This window comes from Pseudomonas sp. VD-NE ins (assembly GCF_031882575.1).
Lineage (GTDB): Bacteria > Pseudomonadota > Gammaproteobacteria > Pseudomonadales > Pseudomonadaceae > Aquipseudomonas > Aquipseudomonas fluorescens_BZ.
This window is the reverse complement of the sequence record NZ_CP134772.1, coordinates 6,533,491-6,554,021: the sequence shown is the minus strand read 5'-3', so window position 1 is coordinate 6,554,021 and position 20,531 is coordinate 6,533,491. Positions and strand designations below refer to the sequence as shown.

The 20,531-nt window shown below is 59.4% G+C and carries 15 protein-coding genes; 4 read left to right on the top strand and 11 right to left on the bottom strand.

Annotated features, from left to right (window positions below):
* Positions 1 to 148: 148 nt before the first annotated feature.
* Positions 149 to 3,106, bottom strand: a complete 2,958-nt coding sequence (locus RMV17_RS29395; protein WP_311884454.1) for an autotransporter domain-containing protein — start codon at positions 3,104 to 3,106, stop codon at positions 149 to 151.
* 263 nt (positions 3,107 to 3,369) lie between these two features.
* Between RMV17_RS29395 and RMV17_RS29390 the strand changes: the two genes are divergently transcribed.
* Positions 3,370 to 3,648, top strand: a complete 279-nt coding sequence (locus tag RMV17_RS29390; RefSeq protein WP_007912084.1) for a helix-turn-helix domain-containing protein — start codon at positions 3,370 to 3,372, stop codon at positions 3,646 to 3,648.
* A gap of 32 nt (positions 3,649 to 3,680) precedes the next feature.
* Here the strand turns inward: RMV17_RS29390 and RMV17_RS29385 are convergent, their stop codons facing one another.
* Both RMV17_RS29385 and RMV17_RS29380 read right to left on the bottom strand, forming a co-directional pair.
* A complete protein-coding gene (locus RMV17_RS29385; protein ID WP_311884451.1) occupies positions 3,681 to 4,517 on the bottom strand; it encodes an amino acid ABC transporter permease in 837 nt (278 codons plus the stop codon).
* Entirely contained in the window at positions 4,514 to 5,335 is an 822-nt protein-coding gene (locus RMV17_RS29380; protein WP_311884449.1) for an ABC transporter substrate-binding protein, read from the bottom strand. Before RMV17_RS29380 ends, RMV17_RS29385 begins: the two co-directional genes overlap by 4 nt.
* Before the next feature lie 113 nt (positions 5,336 to 5,448).
* Here RMV17_RS29380 and RMV17_RS29375 point away from each other — a divergent pair, with 113 nt between their 5' ends.
* Positions 5,449 to 6,348, top strand: coding sequence for a homocysteine S-methyltransferase family protein (locus RMV17_RS29375; RefSeq protein ID WP_311884447.1), 900 nt, complete (start codon positions 5,449 to 5,451; stop codon positions 6,346 to 6,348).
* Between the two features lie 98 nt (positions 6,349 to 6,446).
* Here RMV17_RS29375 and RMV17_RS29370 read toward each other — a convergent pair whose 3' ends face one another.
* From RMV17_RS29370 to RMV17_RS29360, 3 genes are read right to left on the bottom strand one after another with little or no spacing between them, the layout of a single operon-like run.
* Positions 6,447 to 7,118 carry a GNAT family protein gene (locus RMV17_RS29370; protein WP_311884444.1) on the bottom strand — a complete coding sequence of 224 codons (672 nt, stop codon included), beginning with the start codon at positions 7,116 to 7,118 and terminating at the stop codon, positions 6,447 to 6,449.
* Between the two features lie 12 nt (positions 7,119 to 7,130).
* Positions 7,131 to 7,577 (bottom strand): GNAT family N-acetyltransferase, encoded by a 447-nt coding sequence (locus tag RMV17_RS29365; RefSeq protein ID WP_034152121.1) that lies wholly within the window; start codon positions 7,575 to 7,577, stop codon positions 7,131 to 7,133.
* A gap of 10 nt (positions 7,578 to 7,587) precedes the next feature.
* Complete coding sequence (locus tag RMV17_RS29360) at positions 7,588 to 8,211, bottom strand: FMN-binding negative transcriptional regulator (RefSeq protein ID WP_311884441.1); 624 nt, start codon at positions 8,209 to 8,211, stop codon at positions 7,588 to 7,590.
* Positions 8,212 to 8,303: 92 nt separating this feature from the next.
* Between RMV17_RS29360 and RMV17_RS29355 the strand changes: the two genes are divergently transcribed.
* On the top strand, positions 8,304 to 9,857 hold the full coding sequence (locus tag RMV17_RS29355; protein ID WP_311884439.1) for a PLP-dependent aminotransferase family protein: 1,554 nt from the start codon (positions 8,304 to 8,306) through the stop codon (positions 9,855 to 9,857).
* Here RMV17_RS29355 and RMV17_RS29350 read toward each other — a convergent pair.
* From RMV17_RS29350 to RMV17_RS29340, 3 genes are all read right to left on the bottom strand, one after another.
* Positions 9,814 to 13,959 carry a dermonecrotic toxin domain-containing protein gene (locus RMV17_RS29350; protein WP_311884437.1) on the bottom strand — a complete coding sequence of 1,382 codons (4,146 nt, stop codon included), beginning with the start codon at positions 13,957 to 13,959 and terminating at the stop codon, positions 9,814 to 9,816. The genes RMV17_RS29355 and RMV17_RS29350 overlap by 44 nt on opposite strands.
* 612 nt (positions 13,960 to 14,571) lie before the next feature.
* Complete coding sequence (locus tag RMV17_RS29345; RefSeq protein ID WP_034152117.1) at positions 14,572 to 15,597, bottom strand: histone deacetylase family protein; 1,026 nt, start codon at positions 15,595 to 15,597, stop codon at positions 14,572 to 14,574.
* Positions 15,598 to 15,768: 171 nt separating this feature from the next.
* On the bottom strand, positions 15,769 to 16,764 hold the full coding sequence (locus RMV17_RS29340; protein ID WP_108224939.1) for an AraC family transcriptional regulator: 996 nt from the start codon (positions 16,762 to 16,764) through the stop codon (positions 15,769 to 15,771).
* Positions 16,765 to 17,072: 308 nt separating this feature from the next.
* On the opposite strand from RMV17_RS29340, the gene RMV17_RS29335 reads away from it, so the two are divergent.
* Entirely contained in the window at positions 17,073 to 17,417 is a 345-nt protein-coding gene (locus RMV17_RS29335; RefSeq protein WP_311884434.1) for a hypothetical protein, read from the top strand.
* A 72-nt stretch (positions 17,418 to 17,489) separates the two neighbouring features.
* Here the strand turns inward: RMV17_RS29335 and RMV17_RS29330 are convergent, their stop codons facing one another.
* Together RMV17_RS29330 and RMV17_RS29325 are read right to left on the bottom strand one after the other, a co-directional pair.
* The gene (locus RMV17_RS29330; RefSeq protein WP_311884432.1) at positions 17,490 to 18,506 is read right to left on the bottom strand and encodes an asparaginase; all 1,017 of its coding nucleotides are present in this window, start codon (positions 18,504 to 18,506) and stop codon (positions 17,490 to 17,492) included.
* Positions 18,507 to 18,678: 172 nt separating this feature from the next.
* On the bottom strand, positions 18,679 to 20,127 hold the full coding sequence (locus RMV17_RS29325) for an alanine/glycine:cation symporter family protein (protein ID WP_311884430.1): 1,449 nt from the start codon (positions 20,125 to 20,127) through the stop codon (positions 18,679 to 18,681).
* Between the last annotated feature and the right edge of the window lie 404 nt (positions 20,128 to 20,531).

Genomic DNA, 20,531 nt, shown 5'->3' with positions numbered 1-20,531 from the left:
AATCCGATGTCGGCTGCTTCCCGCAGGCTTGCAGGCGACATCGCATCGTTTTGTAGAAAATGACCCTCAGATCCGCAACCAAGCCTTTTACTCGGCTGCAGCGGCCCCTTTTCCTACAACCAAACAAGACCCCGCCGTCTGTTCAACCTCAAAAACTCATCTGCCACTGACCGATCAGCCCGTGATTACGACTGTTGCTGCCGATCTCGCCGCTGTATCCCACACCCAAGGTATGCCGCGCCGAGATTCCCACATCCAGCCCGGCCTCCAGCACCAGGCTGTCACGATCCAGCGAGCTGCCATCGACACTGAACGCCGTGCCACCAGTCACAAACGCCTGACGCGTCGAGCTGCCGACATCGCCATAGGTGTGTTTCCAGCCAGCGGCCACGCGCGGTGTCACGCTCATGCCGTTGTCGAGACTGCTCAAGTGCGCCAGGCGCAGGCCGAAGGTGCTGCTGAAATTGTCTTGGGTCTGGCTGTCGACTTGCAGCGCGGCAGCGCCACCTTTTTCCTGATAGCTATCGCGGTGGTAGCGCTGATAGCCGAGGCTGGCAAACGGCTCGGCGCTGAGCCGGCCACTGCCCATGGCGTAGCCGAGTTCGGCGAAGGCTTGCTGGCTGTCGGCGTCGTAATCGCCTTTCGGGCGGTCGCTGAAACCATTGAAGGCGATGGTGCGTTTGCTCTCGCCCTGATGACCGCTGTACGCCGCGCCGAGGCGCAAAGCGATCGGGCCGTTCTGGTGCAACGCGTAGACGCCGGCATGCCAGCTCTCGACGTTGCCGTCGACGCCGGTCGCATCCAGATCGGTTTTTGAATAGCCGCCCAGTACACCCAGGCGCCATGCCGGATTCAGTGACCAGTCGGCGCCCAGCACGCTGCCCTTGGTGCGTTGTTCGAGACCACTGCTGCCGTGTTCGCCATCGAGTTTGCCGTAGCCGCCGATGCCTTGCAGCCAGAGCCGGCCGCGAGCGTTCGGATCATTCAGATTGCGCGCCTCGGACGGCACGCCATTGGCCGCCAGTACCGGTGTGTCGCGCTGATCGAGGCCAACCATCAGTCCCGGGCTGCCGCCCATTTGCTGCATCGCCGAGAGCATGCTGCTGCCGACCTGACTGCTGGCGCCGAGGGTGGCGCTGCTGAGGTTGGCGTTGCTGGCGCCGGCCAGTTGCTCGATCGCCGCGCCAGCCGTGCTTTGGCTGGTATTGAGCAAGGCGTTGTACAGCGCATTGTTCTTGCTCATCGAGGCCAGGCTGTTGGCGGCGTTGCTGGCGTTACCGGTCGCGGCGAACTCATTGAACGCCACGTCATTGCGGGTGTAGGTCAGGTCGACTTGGGTGGGTGTGTAGGCGAGGGTCGGCGTCAGAAACGCATAGTCGCTGCTGACTGTGCCGAAAGTGCCGTTGACCTGTGCCGCTTGCAGAACGGTGTAGTGGCTCTGCCAGGGATAGGTGCCGCTGCCGGGGTTGATTGCGAGCGTTGCGCCGTTGAGATTGGCGATGCCGCCGACTTGTACGGGCGCGCTGCTGCCATCGGCATTGACGCCGTAGGCGAGGGTGGCTGCGCTGCCCATGTTCAAATCACGAACGATGGTTGCGCGACCGAGGCGGGTGTCGGTGCGCAAGGTGCCGTTGACGTTGAGGCTACCCACCGAACCGCCACCGGCATACACACCGCCGGCGTCGATGGTCAGGTTGCCAGCAATACCGCCCTGGTTGACCAGTGTTGCGCCGTTGCGCACGGCACCGCCGTCGCTGAAGTCGCCGCTGCCTGTGAGTGTCCACGCACCTTGCTTGACCTCCAGCCATTCGAAGTTGCGACTGGCGCCGAAGCTGCCACCGGCCGTGTCATCCATCATCACCCGGTCGTAACCACTGCCGCCATCCACCACGCCGACAAAGCGACTGCCGTTGCGCAAGGTCAGGCTGTCGTTGCCACCGCCCAGATCCAGCGCCAGGCCATTGCTGCCGCTGATCGTGCCGCCGTTGATGACGTTGTCGGTGAATTCACCGACGAACTTCACGCCGAAACCGTTGAGGCCTTGGATGGTGCCGAAGTTTTCCAGTGTGGTCGCCGCCAGTCCCGAGCCGCCGCTGCCATCGTCGACCAGAATGGCGCTGTCGGCACCGCTGATCAAAGCGTTGCTGGCGTTGAGGATGTAACCGCCACCCAACGCGATACCCTCGCTGCCATTGGCGAAACCGCCCTTGTCCACACCGCCGGCACCGACGCCCTGAATGATCCCGTAGTTTTCGATATGGGCGATCTTGTCGATGTCCACGCCGTCGCCGTCACCGTTCGCTTGCAAGCCTGAGTAAGCGCCGGTGATGGTGCCGTGGTTGATCACCGTGCCATCGCCGTCGGAACCGAAGCCGGAACCATTGCGGCCGGTGATCTGCCCGTAGTTGATCAGCGTCGCGCCAAGATCGGTGGTGATGCCATGGCGGCCGCCGGAAATCACCCCGTAGTTGGTCACGCTGACGCCACTCGCCGAGTCGATATCGATGCCGTCGAATTTCTCGTCGGCATTGTGCGAATCGCCGGTGGAAATCTCGCCGTAGTTGGTAATGCTCGCGTTGGCGCCGGTCTTCATGCCGTCGCTGGCGTCGCCGCGAATCAGCCCGCCGGCGCGGTTGATAATGGTGGTCTTCACACCATCACTGCGCAGCGCATCGAGGTCCAGACCCTGGCCGGTGGTGGAGCGAATCACGCCGCTGTTATCGATCACCAAACTGCCGCTGACGAAATTGCTGTCGATGCGCAAGGCGTCGTTGGCGCCGAGAATCTGCCCACCGCTGCGGTTATAGATTGTGTAGTTGCGTGCCTGGCTCAGGTCGCCGCTGCTGTCGATGGCCCGGCCACCGCTGGAAACGATTTTGCCGGCGTTATCGATCACCACACCCGCACCACTGGTCTTGTCTTTCAGGCTCACGGCCTTGTCGCTATTGGTGATGCTGCCCGGCGCGGAAATCGTCAACGTGTCGCTGCCACCCAGCGTTTGTGCTGCAGTGGTGGCGGTGTCGATCTGCACGGTTTTGCCGTGGGCTGCCGTGGCGGCGATCAACAGGGCGATGGCGAGAGACAGACGTTGGGGCGGGAACGGCATGGTCGGACGGCCTTTTTGTTATAAGCGGGCCGTCCTGTATAGCGAAGGGTTTTTACAGAATGATGTCGGTGGCTGATCTGCATTGTTTTGCATCTTCAGCGCTGAAATATATTAATTTCTGCATTTTGTTGCAGTTTTTTTGCCTGCTCCTCTCATTAGGTGCAGTAAGTTTTGATTCAAACGCCGAAGCACTCACATCAATGAATCCCCGCGCCATTAATGTTTATTGAGCCTTATGCGGCGCTCGAAGATTGGAGAGGAAAATGGTAATGACAGTTCTCGAACGCATGGCGCTCATCGAAAGCATTCAAGAGGCGTTGGCCGACGGGACATTGGAAATCAGCGAAGCCGTCCGCCGTTTACGAGTTGAGGTGACAGGGCTGCATCAAATCCAATTCGCTAAGATGTGCAAAATTTCGGTCCGCACGTTGATACACATAGAGCACGCTGAGGGTAATCAGACGTTGAGGTCGTTGGACTCAATATTCCGATTGTTTGGCCTGAAAATGGGCGTTGTGCGGGTACGCCGAGAGCCCCATTAAAACCTGACGCAGCCCGCAATGTGCCGGTCGTCCTAGCTCCGCCGCACGTAAGCCTTACCGTAATGCCGCTCCATGCGCGCCTGAATCAACTCCAGGCCAATCGACATCAACCAGTAAATGATCGCCGCCGTCGTCAGCATTTCGATGTAACGGTAGCTTGAGCGCCCATAGGACTGGGCGAGAAACATCACTTCCCAGACGCCCATCACCGAAATCAGCGACGAGTCCTTGAGCATCGAAATGAACTGGTTGGTCGTGGGCGGGATGATCGTGCGCATGGCCTGCGGCAGGGTAATGCGCCAGAAAATCACGGTCTCGCGCATACCCAGTGCCAGCGAAGCTTCGCGTTGGCCGTGGTCGACACCGAGGATGCCGGCGCGAAAGATTTCGCTGAGATAGGCGCCGTAGTTCAGCGACAAGGCAATGATGCCCGCGACGATCGCGCCAGGCACGATGCCCAGTTGCGGCAAGCCCAGGTAGATCAACAGGATCTGAATGAGCAGTGGCGTGCCGCGAAAGAACGAGGTGTAAAAACTGGCGATGCCGAACGCCACGGCGCTTTTCGACAGGCGTGCCAATGCCGTGATGAAGCCCAGCAGGGACGAGGCGACAATTGAGCATACACAGAGGAAAAGCGTCAGCGCCGCGCCCTGCAAAAAGCCGTTGGGCGCCAGGTGCAGGCCGACCAGATTGGGCAGTTTGTCGAGGATGATCGAGAACTTCAGGTCGAAGCTCAGGAAGAACCCGGCGAACAGGCAGAACAGCGCTGCCCATGTCAGGTACAGCCGCGTTCGAAAACCGAACAGGCGTTGCAGGCGTGATTCAGCCACCGGTTTTGGTGGCTGTGGCGGTGTCGGGAAAGAAGTCATTGGCTGATATCAGCGCCGATCCATTTTTGCGACAGCTTGCTCAGGGTGCCGTCCTGTTTCAGTTGCGCAAAAACTTCACGCACCTTGGCGTCCCATTGCGCATCACCCTTTTCGATGGCCACCGAGTTCGGCTCCGAGTACAGCGGCGCGCCGGCCAGTTTGAAGCGTTTGTCTTGGTTCAGGCGTGGCTGCGCGGTAACGAGGTTGGTGAGGATCGCATCCAGGCGCACGCCAGCGCCTAGCCCCAAGTCCTGGAAGGCGACGTTGTCGGTATCGTACGGCGCGATCTGCACGTCGTCGAACGGGTACTGCAACTGCGTGTCTTCGGCGCCTTCAATGACCAGGTTTTTGTTCAGATAACTTTCGTAACTGGACGCGCTGGTGAGGCCGACTTTTTTGCCACTCAGATCCTTGGCAGCGTGAATCCGCTCATCCTTGGCGTTGACCACGATCACGGCGGGTGAGGCGTAGTACTCGACCGGAAAGTCGAATACTTCGGCGCGGGCCTTGCTCGGCGTCATTGAGCAGATGCAGATATCGTAACGCCCGCTCCAGCGGCCGGCGGCAATGACGTCCCAGGACGGCGTTTCCAGGCGTAGCTTGACGCCCAACTTGTCAGCTACGGCTTTGGCGACGTCCACGTCGAAGCCATCGAGTTGGTTCTGATCATTGAGAAACGAGAACGGTGGATAGCTTTCCATCAGCACGCCGACCAGCTCTTTCTTCTGCTCGATACGATCCAGCGTGGCGCCAGCAAAGGCTTGAGTGGAAGCGGCCAGAATCGTCAGGCCCAGGGCCAGTAGCGGTTTAAATTTCACAGTCGATCCCTGGGTAAAAAAGAGGTTGTTTTTAACGGAATGGTGCGTATTAAATAGTTATAAGAACGACTCTGATAGTGAGTTATTTTCATAAGCATATGAGTGAAAAGCATATGGGCGCAGGCAGCACGATTATTCTCGATGGCGGCATGGGCCGTGAGTTGCAGCGCGCCGGGGCGCCATTTCGTCAGCCGGAGTGGTCGGCACTGGCGCTAAGCGAGGCGCCGCAAGCGGTTGAGGGGGTACATGCCGCTTATATCGCCAGTGGCGCCAACGTGATTACCACCAACAGTTACGCCGTGGTGCCGTTCCATATTGGCGAAGAACGTTTCGCCGCCGAAGGGCAGGCGCTGGCCGCGTTGGCCGGTGAGCTGGCGCGGCGTGCGGTGCAGGCCTCGGGGAAATCCGTGCGGGTGGCCGGTTCATTGCCGCCGCTGTTTGGCTCCTATCGTCCGGATCTGTTCAACGCCGACCGAGTGACCGAGTTGCTGGCGCCCTTGGTCAATGGCCTGGCACCGCACGTTGATCTGTGGCTGGCGGAAACCCAGAGTTCGATCGTCGAGGCGCGAGCCATTCACGCCGGATTGCCGAAGGATGGCAAACCGTTCTGGTTGTCGTTCACCTTGAAGGACGAAGACACCGATGAAGTGCCGCGCCTGCGCTCTGGTGAGCCAGTCGCCGAAGCCGCGGCGGTGGCGGCTGAATTGGGCGTCGAGACGTTGTTGTTCAATTGCAGTCAGCCAGAAGTGATCGGTGCCGCGATTGATGCCGCGCGTGAAACCTTCGAGCGTCTGGGGGTGACGATAAACATTGGTGCTTACGCCAACGCGTTTCCGCCGCAGCCAAAAGAAGCCACGGCCAATGATGGACTCGATCCGCTACGCGAGGATCTGGATCCGCCGGGTTACTTGCACTGGGCGATTGATTGGCAGCAGCGCGGTGCCAGCCATTTGGGCGGTTGCTGCGGGATCGGGCCGGAGCACATTGCGGTGCTTGCGCAAAAGCTGGGGTGAACAACAGATCAGAAGATCGCAGCCTGCGGCAGCTCCTACATGGGATTGATGTTCACCTTGTAGCTGCCGAAGGCTGCGATCTTTTGCTTTTTACATAATCAGGAACGGCACTCGACCAACCCTTTCACCTGCCCGTCGGGCGTCTGATTTTCATCGGACAGCCACCGCTCGAAACCTGCCGCAATCGCCGGCCACTCGCCATCCAGAATCGAGTACCACGCGGTGTCGCGGTTCTGCCCCTTGACCACCATGTGCTGGCGAAACACACCCTCAAAACTGAAACCCAGACGCTCGGCGGCGTATTTGGAGCGGGCGTTGCCGTTGTTGCATTTCCATTCGAGGCGGCGGTAGCCGAGGTCGAAGGAGTGTTTGGCCAGCAGGTACACCGCTTCGGTGCTTCTCGGCGAACGCTGCATTGGCGCGCCGAAGGTGACGTGGCCGATTTCGATACGGCCCTGGGCCGGGACAATCGACATCAGGCTGAGGAGGCCTTGTACCTGACCGCTGGCGCGATCAACGACGCTGAAGAAATACGGGTCGCTGGCGGCCGCGTGGTTGTTCAGCCAAGCGTCGAAAACGCTGCGTTCCGGGAACGGGCCGTAGGGCAAGTAATCCCAGAGTTTCGGGTCGGCACCGGGGCCTTCGAGTGCGGCGAACAGCTGGTCACCGTGGCGCGCCGGGTCGAGTCTTTCCAAGCGAATAAAACGCCCTTCAAGCAACGTGGCGGTGGGGGCGGCGACGCCTTTCCAGTCAGCGAGTGAAGCGGTCATGCGTGCGTCTCCTTAAAGGGCTTTGCGAAACTGGATGAAGCCGGGGCGTTCGGCGATGCGCTCGTAGAGCTGGATCGCGGTGGCGTTGGTTTCGTGGGTCAGCCAGTGCACTTTGCAGCAGCCGTCAGCCTTGGCCGTGGCGTAAACGTGTTCGATCAACAGGCGGCCGACGCCGGTGCCGCGGGTTTCGGGTATCACCAGCAGGTCTTGAAGGTAGCAGGAGTTTTCGATGCTCCAGTTCGAGCGATGGTAGATGTAATGCACCATGCCCACGGCTTTACCGTCGGCCCACGCCAATGCTGCGTGGGTTGGCTCGCCCGGGTCCAGAAAGCGCTGCCAGGTGCTGTCGGTTACAGCGTCTGGCAGTTCGGTGTTGTAGAACTGCAGGTAAGCCTGCCACAGCGGCAGCCACGCGGCGTGGTCGTCCGCGCTGACCGGGCGAATGTCGATCTGACTCATGGTGATTTCCTTAGCGCATCAATCGGGCGAGGGTTTGATCGTTGATCTCGGGGCTGGCCGCCAGGCCTTCGCGCACGCCGGCAATGTCTTCGGCGCTGCGGTTCTGGCTGAGTTTGCGCTTGCCTTCGAGGCGGTCGATGGGAATGGCGAAACCGACAATCGCTTTGAGCATGCCGTCGATGTAATCGGCGGGCGCGTCCTCGACTGACCACGGCTGGGCGCGGCCGGATTCATGACGGTCAGTGAGGGTGCTGACGATGTCGAGCAGGCGCCCGCCATCGCTGAAGGTTTCGGCGTGGCCATAGGCATGCACGGCGATGTAGTTCCAGGTCGGCACGACTTTGCCGTGTTCGGCCTTGCTCGGGTAAAAGCCCGGGCTGACGTAGGCGTCGGCACCGGCAAAAATCAGCATGGCTTCGGCGCCGTCGCGCAGGTCTTTCCATTGTGGATTGGCGCGCGCCAAGTGCCCGTACAGCGTGCCGTACTCGCCTTGTTCACAATGCAGCAGCACTGGCACATGACTGGCTTGCAGACCGTTTTCGCCGTGGGTCACCAGAATGGCGAGGCGGGTGGCGAGAATCAGTTCGTGCAGTTGGGACAACTCTTCGATGGCAAAGGCGCGTGGCGTGTACATGGACAGATTTTCCTTGGCGAATGCCTGCATCGTAGGCAGGCTATTGGTCTGTTGTAAGAGCCATTGATGACCAATTTCATAGGTCCATTGCCATGCCCGATTCGCCGACGTTATCCATGCCCTTCAACCCTGCGGGTATCGAGCTTGATCGCCGTCAGGGTTTGAGTAGTCAGCTCTATCAGGCGTTGCGCCTGCGGGTACTGGATGGAAGGCTGGCGAGTGGTACGCGGTTACCGGCCAGTCGCGATCTGGCAACGGCGTTGGGCATTTCCCGCAACAGCGTGGTGCGCGCCTACGATCAACTGTATGCCGAAGGCTTTATCGAAGGGCGGGTAGGGGATGGCACCTACGTCGCACAATTGATGCCGGTAGCGAGCTCTGCGAAAAAATTATCCACAAAAGTATCCACAGGGTTTTCAACAGGCTTACCCACAGCCTTATCCACAAATTGGCTGGATTTGCCTGTGATTCCATCCAGTAAAGTTATCCACAGCGGTGGTTTTTCGCGCATTGAAAACAACCATTTGTCCAAGCCACCGAGTGGCCCGCCGCGTGCCTTTCGGGTCGGGGTTCCGGCGTTTGATCTGTTCCCGTTTGAGGTGTGGGCCAAGCTGAATGCGGCTTTCTGGCGCAAACCGGATCTGGAGCAACTGTGCTATGGCGATCCGTCCGGCGATGCGCGTCTGCGTGCAATGATCGCCGCCTATCTGCGCAGTTCGCGCGGCATGCAGTGCTCGCCTGAACAAATAGTGATCACCAGCGGCGCGCAGCAAGGAATCAGCCTTTGTGCACAGTTGCTGGTAGAGCCGGGCGATGGCGTGGCGATCGAGAATCCGGGCTACCGCGCGGCCGGTCATGCGTTCGCGGTGGCGGGCGCTCGTTTGCACGGCATTGCCGTGGACGAAGAGGGCATGGATTGCTCGGCGTTGTCAGCCACCGGCGATTGTCGGGTGGCCTATGTGACGCCGTCTCATCAATACCCGACCGGCGTGGTGATGAGCCTTGCCCGACGCCTCGAACTGCTCGCCTGGGCCGAGCGCAACCAAGGCTGGATCGTCGAGGATGACTACGATGGCGAATACCGCTACACCGGTGCGCCGCTGGCACCGTTGGCAGCACTCGATCGACAGGGGCGAGTGCTGTATGTCGGCACCTTCGGCAAGGTTGCGTTCCCGGCATTGCGCCTTGGTTATCTGGTGCTGCCCCCGGCGCTGGTCGATGCCTTCTCGCAACGCCGGGCGGTGGATGTCCGGCATTCCGAGGTGAGTACCCAGGCGGTGATGGCTGAGTTCATGGCGGCCGGGCATTTCCAGCGGCATATCCGACGCATGCGCCGTGCCGCGCTGAGTCGCCGCAATACCTTGCTCGACGGATGGCCGGCAGCTATTGCCGGTGTGGGCGATTTACCCGCCGTTTCCGCCGGACTGCATTTGACGGTGACCGTCGACAGCATCGAGCGCGAGCGGCAACTGATCGAACAGGCCACCCGCGTGGGCGTGGAGATCAACGGCTTGAGCAGTTACTGGCTGCCTGATTCCACTGTGCCGCTGGACCGGCGTGCCGGCTTGGTGCTGGGCTTCGCTGCCGTACCTGAGCCGGCGATCAAAGCGGCGCTGATTCGGCTGCGACAGGCGTGGCAGTTGTGACAAACAACGCCCGTGCAGACTTGTCGGAAATGTAGCTGCGGTGGATCGCGATCAGTGCCTGATCGCTGAGATGGCGTGGCTCATAGGCGCCTCTCATATACTGCTGCGCCACGGTTTTCATGTGGCCGGGGGGGAACGGAGCGACGGGTGCCTCCACGCTGCTGTAATGGAAATGTGCGTAACACAGCGGCTCGCCAGTGTGGGCGTCGCTTATTTTGTATTCGTCGAGAAAATCATTGGCGTGACTTTTGAGTGGGTGTCGGGTCACGGTTTGTGAAATCGTCACTTCACCCTCGTCCTTCAGCCACTGAACCCCTGCCGCCGTCGGGGGTTGTTGCTTGACCAGTCTGATGCGCGTACTGGTGCCTTTTTTGACAAGCGCTTTTGCGGTCTCATCAAGCTTATGGCCGAGCTCTTCGGTCGGTTTCTTGAGATCAGCGGTCAGATTGCTGGCGGTCAATGCTTCATCGATTGCGGCGTTGGCTTTACGCAAAATGGCTGCATGCCGGTGATAATCCTCTTCGATCGCAACAGGAATCCGCGGCCCTAGTTTGATTTGGGCCTCGATACGCCTGTGGAAGGCGGCGAGACCGTCGATCAGCGCCTGACCTTCAAGAATACTTTTCTTCAGGTTGGGACTGGTCTTGGGCGGTTTTGGTTTTGGTTTTGGCGCGCGCTGTTCGACCCACACGCCGGGTGATTCTTCCTGGAATGTGGCAATCACGCCTGTCAGGTTGGTACGTACTTCCACCTGGTCGGTATCGAGGCCCTCGATGCTCTTTTTACGCACACCGACCAGCGTGCCTCTGGACTTGGTCTTGATGATCCGGCGTGTCGTTGATGTGGATGCCGGCCGGGAAGGTCCTGGCACCGGTGCCAGCAAGTGCTTGTAGCGCAGCAAATCGGCCAGAGCCTTGTCCGCAGGGGCCTTGAAGGCAATCACCCGACTACGCACGAGTTCGAATCGCGGCTTGTCGATCTGCTCGGGATAGTCGATGAGCAGATCGCCAAAGCGCTGGTCGATTGCGGTAAATTGTTCGGTCACACTGTTCAATGTATCCGTGCGTTCGCGCAGGTTGGCCAAACTTTCGTCGGCGGTCAGATTCAGCGTGCTCTGGATATTCAACGCAGCATCTTCGATGAGGGTGGAAAGTCTCTGATAGGCGCTAGCGTCAGTTGTCGTCTCACCGGTCTTGAGGCAGATCTCCTGGCCGAGACTGATCTGCAGTAGCTTGAGGTCATTGAGATCATAGCCAGGCAACATCTTGCGATACTTGTGAATAACTCCGCCAGCCTCTTGTCCCAACCGGGTCAGTTCTTTAAAACGACTCTCGGCCGATTCCATTTTTTCAATGATGGCCTGGGTCAGATCGGTCATTTTTTCGAACGTCTGAACAAACGTCTCGGCGGCGAAGCCGGCTTCATTGGCAAGCATTGTCTGTATCGTCTTCAGGTTGTCTTGAAGTTCCGTGGAGTGTTCAGCAAGGCACTCCTGGCCGAGAAACAACTGCATCTCCAGGCGCTCAGTCATAACGATCCGGTAGTTGGGTATGGGCTCTTTGTGATTCAAAGCCCTGATCTGTTCGATGCTCGTGCCATACGCCTTGTGCTGTGAATCGAGCGTCGCCAGATACTTCTCGCGTGCTTTTGCACGGTCTGGCGCAGGCGAGCCTTCAAACGCTGCGTGGTCTGCGTTGCGCTGGGTCTGCTTGGCTTGCATCGTCGTGTCAAAAGCACTGATTTTGGCGGTCAGTTTTCTCACGCTCATCTTGTTGAAGTCCTGAATCTTCTTGAGGGCGCTGTCTGGTCCGCCACCGCGCAGGCGCAAGCGAAGGTCGATCACCCATTGCCCCCCAGCGGTGCGCGCCAGCGTCGGGCCTTTAAGCGGCGGCTGCTGGCGGGAGTCGATGATCTGGACTTCTTCGTGTTCGTTGAGGGTGACTTCGAACCAGCGGCTGCCCACGGGGGCGTACCATTGTTTCTGGCGAGGATAGAGATACCGGTGTGAACCCTCGTTGGCGACATCGCCTATTCCTGTTGGTTTGGCAACCTGAAAGCTGTCGAGCAACGCTGCCAGCGCGACTGGAGATCGTTTCAGTGCGGCAAAAGGATTGACCGACATCTCGTGAGCAGCGGGCAGTGCGCTGCTGGAGACGTCCGGTAACTGCAACGGGTTGCCGACGACGCGTTCGCTGGTTTTGATCTGCGGGAGTTCTTGAATGTTGATCGATTCGCGGTGCGGCTTGTCACCCAGTACCGCCCGATGGGCGAGCACCATGCCCAATGCCAGAAGGATGTCGGCAATCGCTGCCCAGGCCGTCTTGCCGGATTGCTCGTTGGCCACATCACTGACCTCCTGCAGATCGTCCATGATCTGCCAGATCCACGCCGCTGTACCGACGCTGCGCCCCAGGAATGGCAGGGCCGCGTTGAAGATCAGCCAGCCGCCGTGTTTAAGCGTTGCCCAGCAAGCCTCTGCATCGGAGACCGACTGGCGATCGGCTTGCATGAGGACAGCCTGGACATTGCTCTCATGCAGTGTTGAAAGCACAAAGTGATCGATCGTCGCAGTACCCAATGCGACCACGCCGGACATGTCGAGGGCAGTCGCAGGGTTGACCAGCAATTGCGGGATCGTCCATATCGAAGGCAGTCTGGCGGTGAACACGAACTGGCTGTAGTTGAAGCGCACATCGTCTGGCAACCAGGCCAGCACCGATTCACGCAAACTCCGGGAATGCTGGATCTCGTACAGCAAGTTGGCATGGGAGGGAAACTGCATCAGCGCCATTTCGAACAGTGGCCGATACAGGAGGCACGGTCCTTTATCCACTTCGCGCGGACCGATGACAAACATGTTATTGACGGTGTCCGCCGTTGAACGGGTGCGATGGGCAACGAATGCCAGTGGGCGAATGACGATTTCCTCGCGATCGACATAACGTTCATCACTGGTGTTGGCCAGTGCGGCGACGACATATCGGTAACCCTGCTCAGTGATGCCGGCCTTGCCTTGAATTTTGTGTTGCAGCGCCAGCAGCGGCAGTTCGATGGGCAACTGACTGGTGTAGAGCTCTTGAAGCCGCGCTGCTTGCTCGCTGTCGTCGACCAGCAGGTTTTGCAGGTGCGCCGGATAAGTCTTGCCGATATTGACGCGGCTCACCAATTGTTCCAGGTAGCTTGCGCTCATCCATTCCGGCAACTCGCTGCCATCCTTGTAACGTACGGTTTTATTGCCTATTGGCTGTCCCGCGAGGTTCTGCAGGGCAAGTTCGATCAGCGAGAGTGTCAGCGTCTGGGTATTGCCCGGCAATACGAACGTGCCCCACACCACCAAGCTGGTGGTGCTGATTTCGATGTTATCGATCTTCACCTCGCCGGCCGTTGGATGATCCTTGAGCATTTCCTTTTGCAAGGCATCACGGGTGAACGTTTGCAGATCGACAACTTCGCTCTGGAAGGTTTTTCCGTTGTTCGAATGCTGCACGGTTGCCAGATCCAGCAGGTGCCGGCTGAAACGGGTTTGATCGGCAGGGGCCGCGCTATCGAGCCAGGGGGGCAGCATCGGACGCAGATTCTCGATATGAGGTTTGAGGCGTGGTGTCGGTTCGCGAGGATCGCCGAAAGTCCCGGTGTGCGGGTAAAGTTCGCGAGAGCTGGAACCTTGAAAAAAATTGATGTCACCGAGGGCGTCGGCTTCCAGAGCGATCAGTGTGCAGGCCTGATAGTCAAAGAAATTGCCCTGCGGTTCGACCAGTCGCCATTTCAACCCGGCACTGGAGGCGCCTTTCCAGTAACGACGCGGCAGGGCTTCTCCGAGTTTTTCCAACGATTCGAAGCTTTCGAAACCCGAGATTACCGAGTGGGTCATGATCAGCGTGCGCTTGTCGTCGGTGCCGATAAGCACCGCAGTGTCGAGCAGGATCACGTGGCTCTCTGCGTCACCGTCGTCCCGGTCGATGTCAATCAGGCAGGCCCGTGTCTTGTATTTGTCGGCGGGCAGGCGCTCGTGTTTGTCTGGATGCTTGTAAACCGCCGCGACCATGGCGCGCTGGTCGGCATCCCACTGAGTATTCGCGTCGAGGTTCCACAGGTTGCGCAAGGCTTGCGACAACTGCTGCCAGCGTGGCTGTCCCGGGTAGGTGAAATCGTCCCAGTAGTTGACGTGTTGTTCCTTGTAGGCGATGAACAACACCGGTGCCAGTTCATTGAGCAGCTTGCCGATGGCGCTGATCTTTACCGGTAGCTGCACGGCTGCCGGCCGATCGGGCTGCAGGGTCAGATAATGTTCACCATCAAGGTACGTCACCATGGTGCCGGAGAGACCCAGGCGCACCAGTGTGTCGGTCAACGATTCGATCTGAGGGCGACCAGGTATGACGCGATCATCTTCAATGACCCAGGTCGGTCTGACGACCATGGCCAACTGCGGGTCGATAGGCGTATCCGGATACAGCGTCTTGAGCGCCGTGCGCAAGGTATTCGAAGCAACTTCTCGTATCGAAGGGCCAGTCACCAGTTGGGTCAAGACGTCGATGGCACTGGGCGAGGGGATTTCGGGCATGGGCAACTCCTGCTCTGATGGGGACGCCGAAAGGTCGGCGGTTCCGGGCAAGATAGAGGCAGGTTGCGGGGGCCGTGCGGTACATGGATATTGCGGCTGAAAAGACCCGCATGGGCGGGTCCGGGTTTGATAGGTGCGTTTCGAGTCTGTTTATTGCTCGAATCCTTCCAGCACATTCACCGCATTGATGCCGATTTCTTCCACCGCATAACCGCCCTCCATGACGAACAGCGTCGGTTTGCCAAGGGCGGCAATGCGTTTGCCCATCGCCAGATAATCCGGGCTGTCGAGTTTGAACTGCGAGATCGGGTCATCCTTGAACGTGTCGACGCCGAGCGACACGACGATGACGTCGGCGCCGTAGTGATCGATCTCGTCGCAGGCCTGATCCAGCGCTGCACTCCAGACGTCCCAGCCGGAGCCGGCGGGCAGTGGATAGTTGAAGTTGAAGCCTTCCCCGGCCCCTTCGCCACGCTCATCGTCGTAGCCGAGGAAGAACGGGAATTCCGCTTCCGGATGGCCGTGGATCGAGGTGAACAGCACGTCGCTGCGCTCGTAGAAAATCGACTGCGTGCCGTTGCCGTGGTGATAGTCGACGTCGAGGATCGCGACCTTCTTGTGGCCCTGATCAAGGAAGGCCTGCGCGGCGATGGCGGCGTTGTTGAGGTAGCAATAGCCGCCCATCAAGTCGCTGGCAGCATGGTGTCCCGGTGGCCGGCACAACGCAAAGGCACTGCGCGCGCCGCGCTGGATTTCGGCTTGCGCGGTCAAGGCCACTTGCGCTGCGCTATACGCTGCTTGCCAGGTGCCGGCAGTGATCGGTGCGCCGCCATCGAAGCTGTAATAGCCGAGCTGGCCGTGCAGGCTGGTCGGTTTGATTGCACGCAAGGTACGCGCCGGCCAGGTGTAGGGCAGCAGATCGCCGTCGGTGTTGAATTCAGTCCAGCGCGCCCACGCACCTTTGAAGAAGTCGAGGTACTCGCGGCTGTGGATGCGGGCGATTGGCTCCAGACCGAAATCCTTCGGCACTTCGACTGGGCCGAGGTTCTGGTTTTTAACGCGCTGCAGCACGTGGTCGGCGCGCGACGGCATCTCGAAGCACGGTTTGAGCTGGCCATCGATGAGTTCGCAGCGGCCATGGTGCAGGTGGTGATCGTCTGAGTAGATCGTCAGCATTTGTTGTTCTCCGCAGGGCTGATTCGGTTGCTCACAGTGTTGCGGCGCGAGATGAATCGGAGAACGGCAGGAAAGGCCAAAAGGGGATGGATACGGCCAAAAATGCTGACCGCAATTCGCCCCTTGATGTCGGGGATCCGGGCTGAAATAAAAATCCCTGCAGGAGTGATATCAGTGCGGGCGGAACTGACTCGGCGCCACACCGCTCCAGCGCACAAACGCATGGCGGAAACTGGCTGTCTCGCTGAACCCGAGCGTTTCGGCAATGCGATAGATCGGCAATTGATCCTCACACAACATCTGCTTGGCGCGCTCGAAGCGCAGTTCATCGAGCAGTTCCTGATAGCTGCTGCCCATGTCCTTGAGATGCCGGCGCAGGGTGCGCGGCGAGCACTTCATCTGTTGCGCCAGACCTTCCAGCCCCGGCGCGGCATTCAGTTGGGCACTGAGCAACTGACGAATCCGCCCCAGCCACGCCTGACGTCCGGTGAATTCGAGGTTCTGCTTGCGGCAACGTTCGGCCATGGCTTGATGCGTAATGGCATCGGCCAGCGGCAGCGGTTGATCGAGCCAATGCCGGTCGAAGGCGAACGCATTGTCCTTGGCGGCGAAGTGCAACGCTGAGCTGAAGTGTTCGGCATAGCTGTCGCGGTAGTCCGGCGCCGCGTGTTCGAATCGCGTCGCGCGCAGTGGCAATGAATGTCCAAGCAAGTCATCGCAAATCACTTTCAGTGAGACCATGCAGAATTCGGCATTGAACACCGCCATCGCCGGGCTCTCGCGATAATCCGCCGCGACAAACCAGACACGCTCGCCATCGTCTTCCAGACTCAGCTCGAAAAGTGTTCCCAACAGCGCCGGATAGCGGATGGCCAGACGTAAAGCGTCACCGAAGGTGGCACAGGTGAGCAGGGCGTAACCGAGGATGCCGTAGCAGGAAACGTGCATGCGCCGGCCCAGTTCGAGGCCGATGTCGTGCTTGAGCGCGACGGCGTTGGCGCAGACTTGCATCTCCTGATTGGTGGTGATGCGCGTGTCGGCACGACTGAGATCCGCCGCACTGATGCCGCTGCCGGCCAGCAACGCTTCGCTCGACAGGCCTTCGGCCTTGAAGGTGTTGAGAATCAGCGAGACGGCGTTGAGGGTGGTGAGGTGGGAGTGGAGCATGTGTGCTTCCAGGTCAGGGGCCTGATTGAAGGTTAGCAAGGTGCATGCCGGACAGCAGTCTGATCAGGGAGCAGGAAGATCTTGCTGTTGCGCCGGGATCATTAAATAAACTGGATTTGCCTCGCGAGAATAAGCCAGATAATTAGTTGTCGACAACTGTCAATGTTGACAGTTGTCAGGTGTGCGCGGTGTAGGTATATCGTAGGGTTGTTATTCGTTGTAAGTTCTTCTCGTTTTAGTGTTTGCCGTTCAATAGAGTTTTACTTGGTAGTAAAACTGTCTAAATTTTTGAGTGAGGGAATACAATTATGAGTTCTAAAGCCATTCGCGGCACGATGAAGGCGGAGGTTGACGAGGACGCTAAAGAGTTTATCGCTTTCTACTTTATCGAAGAAAATAATGGTGTTAGTGCAGCCTTTGGCGAACGGGAAGGAGTTTACGTATCAGTGAGTAATACCGGCGGACATCTACTTGTTTCCTATAATGTTGATGGCGCATCAATTCCTTGGAATACTGACGGCAGGTTGTTAGAGATTAAGAAAGATCCCGTCAGCGGTAGATATTATGGAAGTTTTACGGCGCAATTCAGTGCGAGTGTTCCGCCCGGTATCACCAAAGCAGTGAGCGGTATCTTCGACGTATGGGAAGACTGATAGTTGTTGCGAGCCGCTGTCTTTGAGGTTCAATGAGAGCGGCTCGTCATTTCAATCCATAACGATGATGGTTTAATCCTCAGGGTTGATCAGCTCGCCGCAGAGGTCGAGTTCAATCAGACGGCGGACTTCAGCTGTTTCAAGGCCTGCACCGAGCAGCCCGTGCAACTTTCCGAACGCCGCTTCACGGGTCATGCCACCACCGGACAGCACGCCAACACCGCGCAAACGACTGCCAGCCTCATACACATCCAGTTCGACCCCGCCTTCATGGCATTGCGTCACGGCAACCACCACCACGTCGTTATCGCGAGCACGGCCGAGGCTGGCGAGGAACTGCGGATTGTCGCTCGGCCCGGTGCCGCTGCCGTAGCACTCCAGCACCAGACCCTGAATGCCGCTGTCGAGCAGGCCGTCGAGCACTTCGGCACTGATGCCGGGGAACAGTGGCAGCACGGCCACCTTGGCCAGTTGCTTCGGCTGGTTGTAGTTCAGCGACGCTGGAATCGAAGGCGCTTTCACGCCGCCGCCCTGACGCTCAAGTCGTTTGAACGGATGACGGCCAAAACTGCGCACTTTCGCGCAACGGGTCGGCGCCAGCAGTTCGCCGTGGAAGTACAGGTGCACGCCCGGCGTCAGGCCTTGGCCGAGGGCAACCAGCGCACCACCGAGGTTTTCCCAGGCATCGCTGTCGGTAACACCGGCCGGCAGCATGGAACCGGTGAAGCACACGCGGGCATTCAGCCCCAACAACTGGAAGCTCATCGCCGCCGCGCTGTAAGCCAGCGTGTCGGTGCCGTGCAGGATCAGCACGCTGTCGCAACCTTGCACATCCACGGCCTCGACCACCGCTTCACGCAGTTGCTGCCAATAGGCCGGGGTCATGTTGGCGCTGTCGATCAGCGGCGACATCTCGCGAAAGCGCCACTGCGGCACCACCAACTCAGGCTGGCTGTGCAGGTAATCGCGCATCCGCGCTTCGAAACCGGACGCCGGGGCCAGACCATTGGCGCTGGCCTGCATGCCGATGGTGCCACCGGTGTAGAGCACCATGACGTGTTGGGCGGCGGGGTAGGTCGACGAATTCATGGGGATTCTCCGAAAGGATGAGGTCCTTGTAGGAGCCAGCCTGCTCGCGATGGCGGTTCATCGTTCAACATTGGTGTTGGCTGAAAAACAGCTATCGCGAGCAGGCTCACTCCCACAAGTTATTGCACCACAATAACTGACGGGCGCAGGGGATGCGCCCGTCATTCACCTGTCAGCGTTGCGCTGCAGGCACGCCTTGCGGCTCGGCTTCGGTCTTGCCGGCAGCGGCAGACGGGTTGGCCGGCCAGGCCTTCAGGTCCAGGTCCAGATCGGCAAACTTGCTGGAGTCGAACACGGGCTGTTTGACGCCGGCGCGGCGCTGCCCGTCGTAGTCGCGCATTACGCGCATGCCGACCTTGAACAGCATGGCCAGAGCCACCAGGTTGACGAAGGCCAGGCAGGTCATGGTGATGTCGGCGAAGGCGAACACGGTCGACAGGTCCTGCATCGAACCCCATACCACCAGCGCCAGCACCAGGCCGCGGAAAATCATCAGCGCGGCGCGGTTGCGGGTGAGGAACTGCAGGCTGTTTTCGCCCAGGTAGTAGTTGTAGAGGATGCAGGTGAAGACGAACAGCGACAGCGCGACGCTGACGAACATGCGACCCCAGTCACCGACCACAGCGGCCAGCGAGTTCTGGGTCAGGACGATGCCGTCACCTTCGAAGCCCGGGGTGTAGAAGCCCGACAGCAGGATCAGCAGCGCGGTGCAGGTGCAGATCACGAAGGTGTCGAGGAACACGCTGAAAGCCTGAACCACGCCCTGAGCGCCCGGGTGCTTCACAGCAGCCACGGCGGCGACGTTCGGCGCACTGCCGAGGCCCGCTTCGTTGGCGAACACGCCACGCTTCACGCCCATGACGATGGCGCTGCCGAGCAGGCCGCCAAAGGCCGGGTCGAGGCCGAAGGCGCTCTTGAAGATGGTTTCCAGCATGGCTGGCACGTGTTCGATCTGGGTGCCGATCACGTACAGGGTCACGCCGATGTAGGCCAGGGTCTTGATCGGTACCAGCAGGTCGGACACCGAGGCGATGCGCTTGATGCCGCCGATGAAGGTGATCGCCAGCAGCACTGCCAGGACGATACCGGTGTGTTGTGGGTTGAATTCAAAGGCGTTCTGCAGCGAGTGGGTCACGGTGTAGGACTGCAGGCCAATGAAGGCGAAGCCGTAGGTAACCAACAGCAGGACGGAAAACACCACCGCCATGCCTTTCAACTTAAGGCCGTGCTGGATGTAATAGGCCGGGCCGCCACGGTACAGGCCGTCGCCATCGGCGCGCTTGTAGACTTGGGCCAGCGTACATTCAAAGAAGCTGCTGGACATGCCGACCAGTGCGGTCACCCACATCCAGAACACTGCACCCGGACCACCGAGGGTCACGGCGATGCCGACACCGGCGATGTTGCCTGCGCCGACGCGGCCGGCAAGGCTGAGCATCAGGGCCTGGAACGAGCTGAGTTGCCCGGCGCTGCCCTTGAGGCTGTCGCGGAACACCGCGAACATGTGGAAGAAGTGACGCAATTGAACGAAACGCGAGCGAATCGTGAAGTAGCTACCGAGCCCGACAATGAGCACGATCAGTACTTTCCCTGAGAGGAAGTCGTTAATGACTTCGAGCATGGATTTTTCCTCGCTGTTTATTGTGTGAGCAAATGCTGGATGGAAGAAATATCGTGTTACACCGGTGTGCGCGCGGCACGACGGGTGAGGCGAAGATTTCGTCCCGGTCCATATCGCGGGTTTGTTATTAGTTCGGGTTTCACATGGGTTATGGCCTCGTTACCGACGACCGCTCATGCGAAGAGGGGCGGCACTATACCGATCAGTGGCGCGCCCGTCTGCACAGTCGTGGTGCAAGCGACGAAACGAGGCTTTGAAACACCCGGCGTTACCGGCGCCGGGCTTGTGCAGGGACTGCTCTTCTGTGAGAGCGAGCAGTCCCCAGACATACGGGTCTCAGGGTCAGAAAGTTAAAAAAAAGGGCCTGGAGAATCATCCCCAAGCCCTCAAAAGGTGAGAGGTGT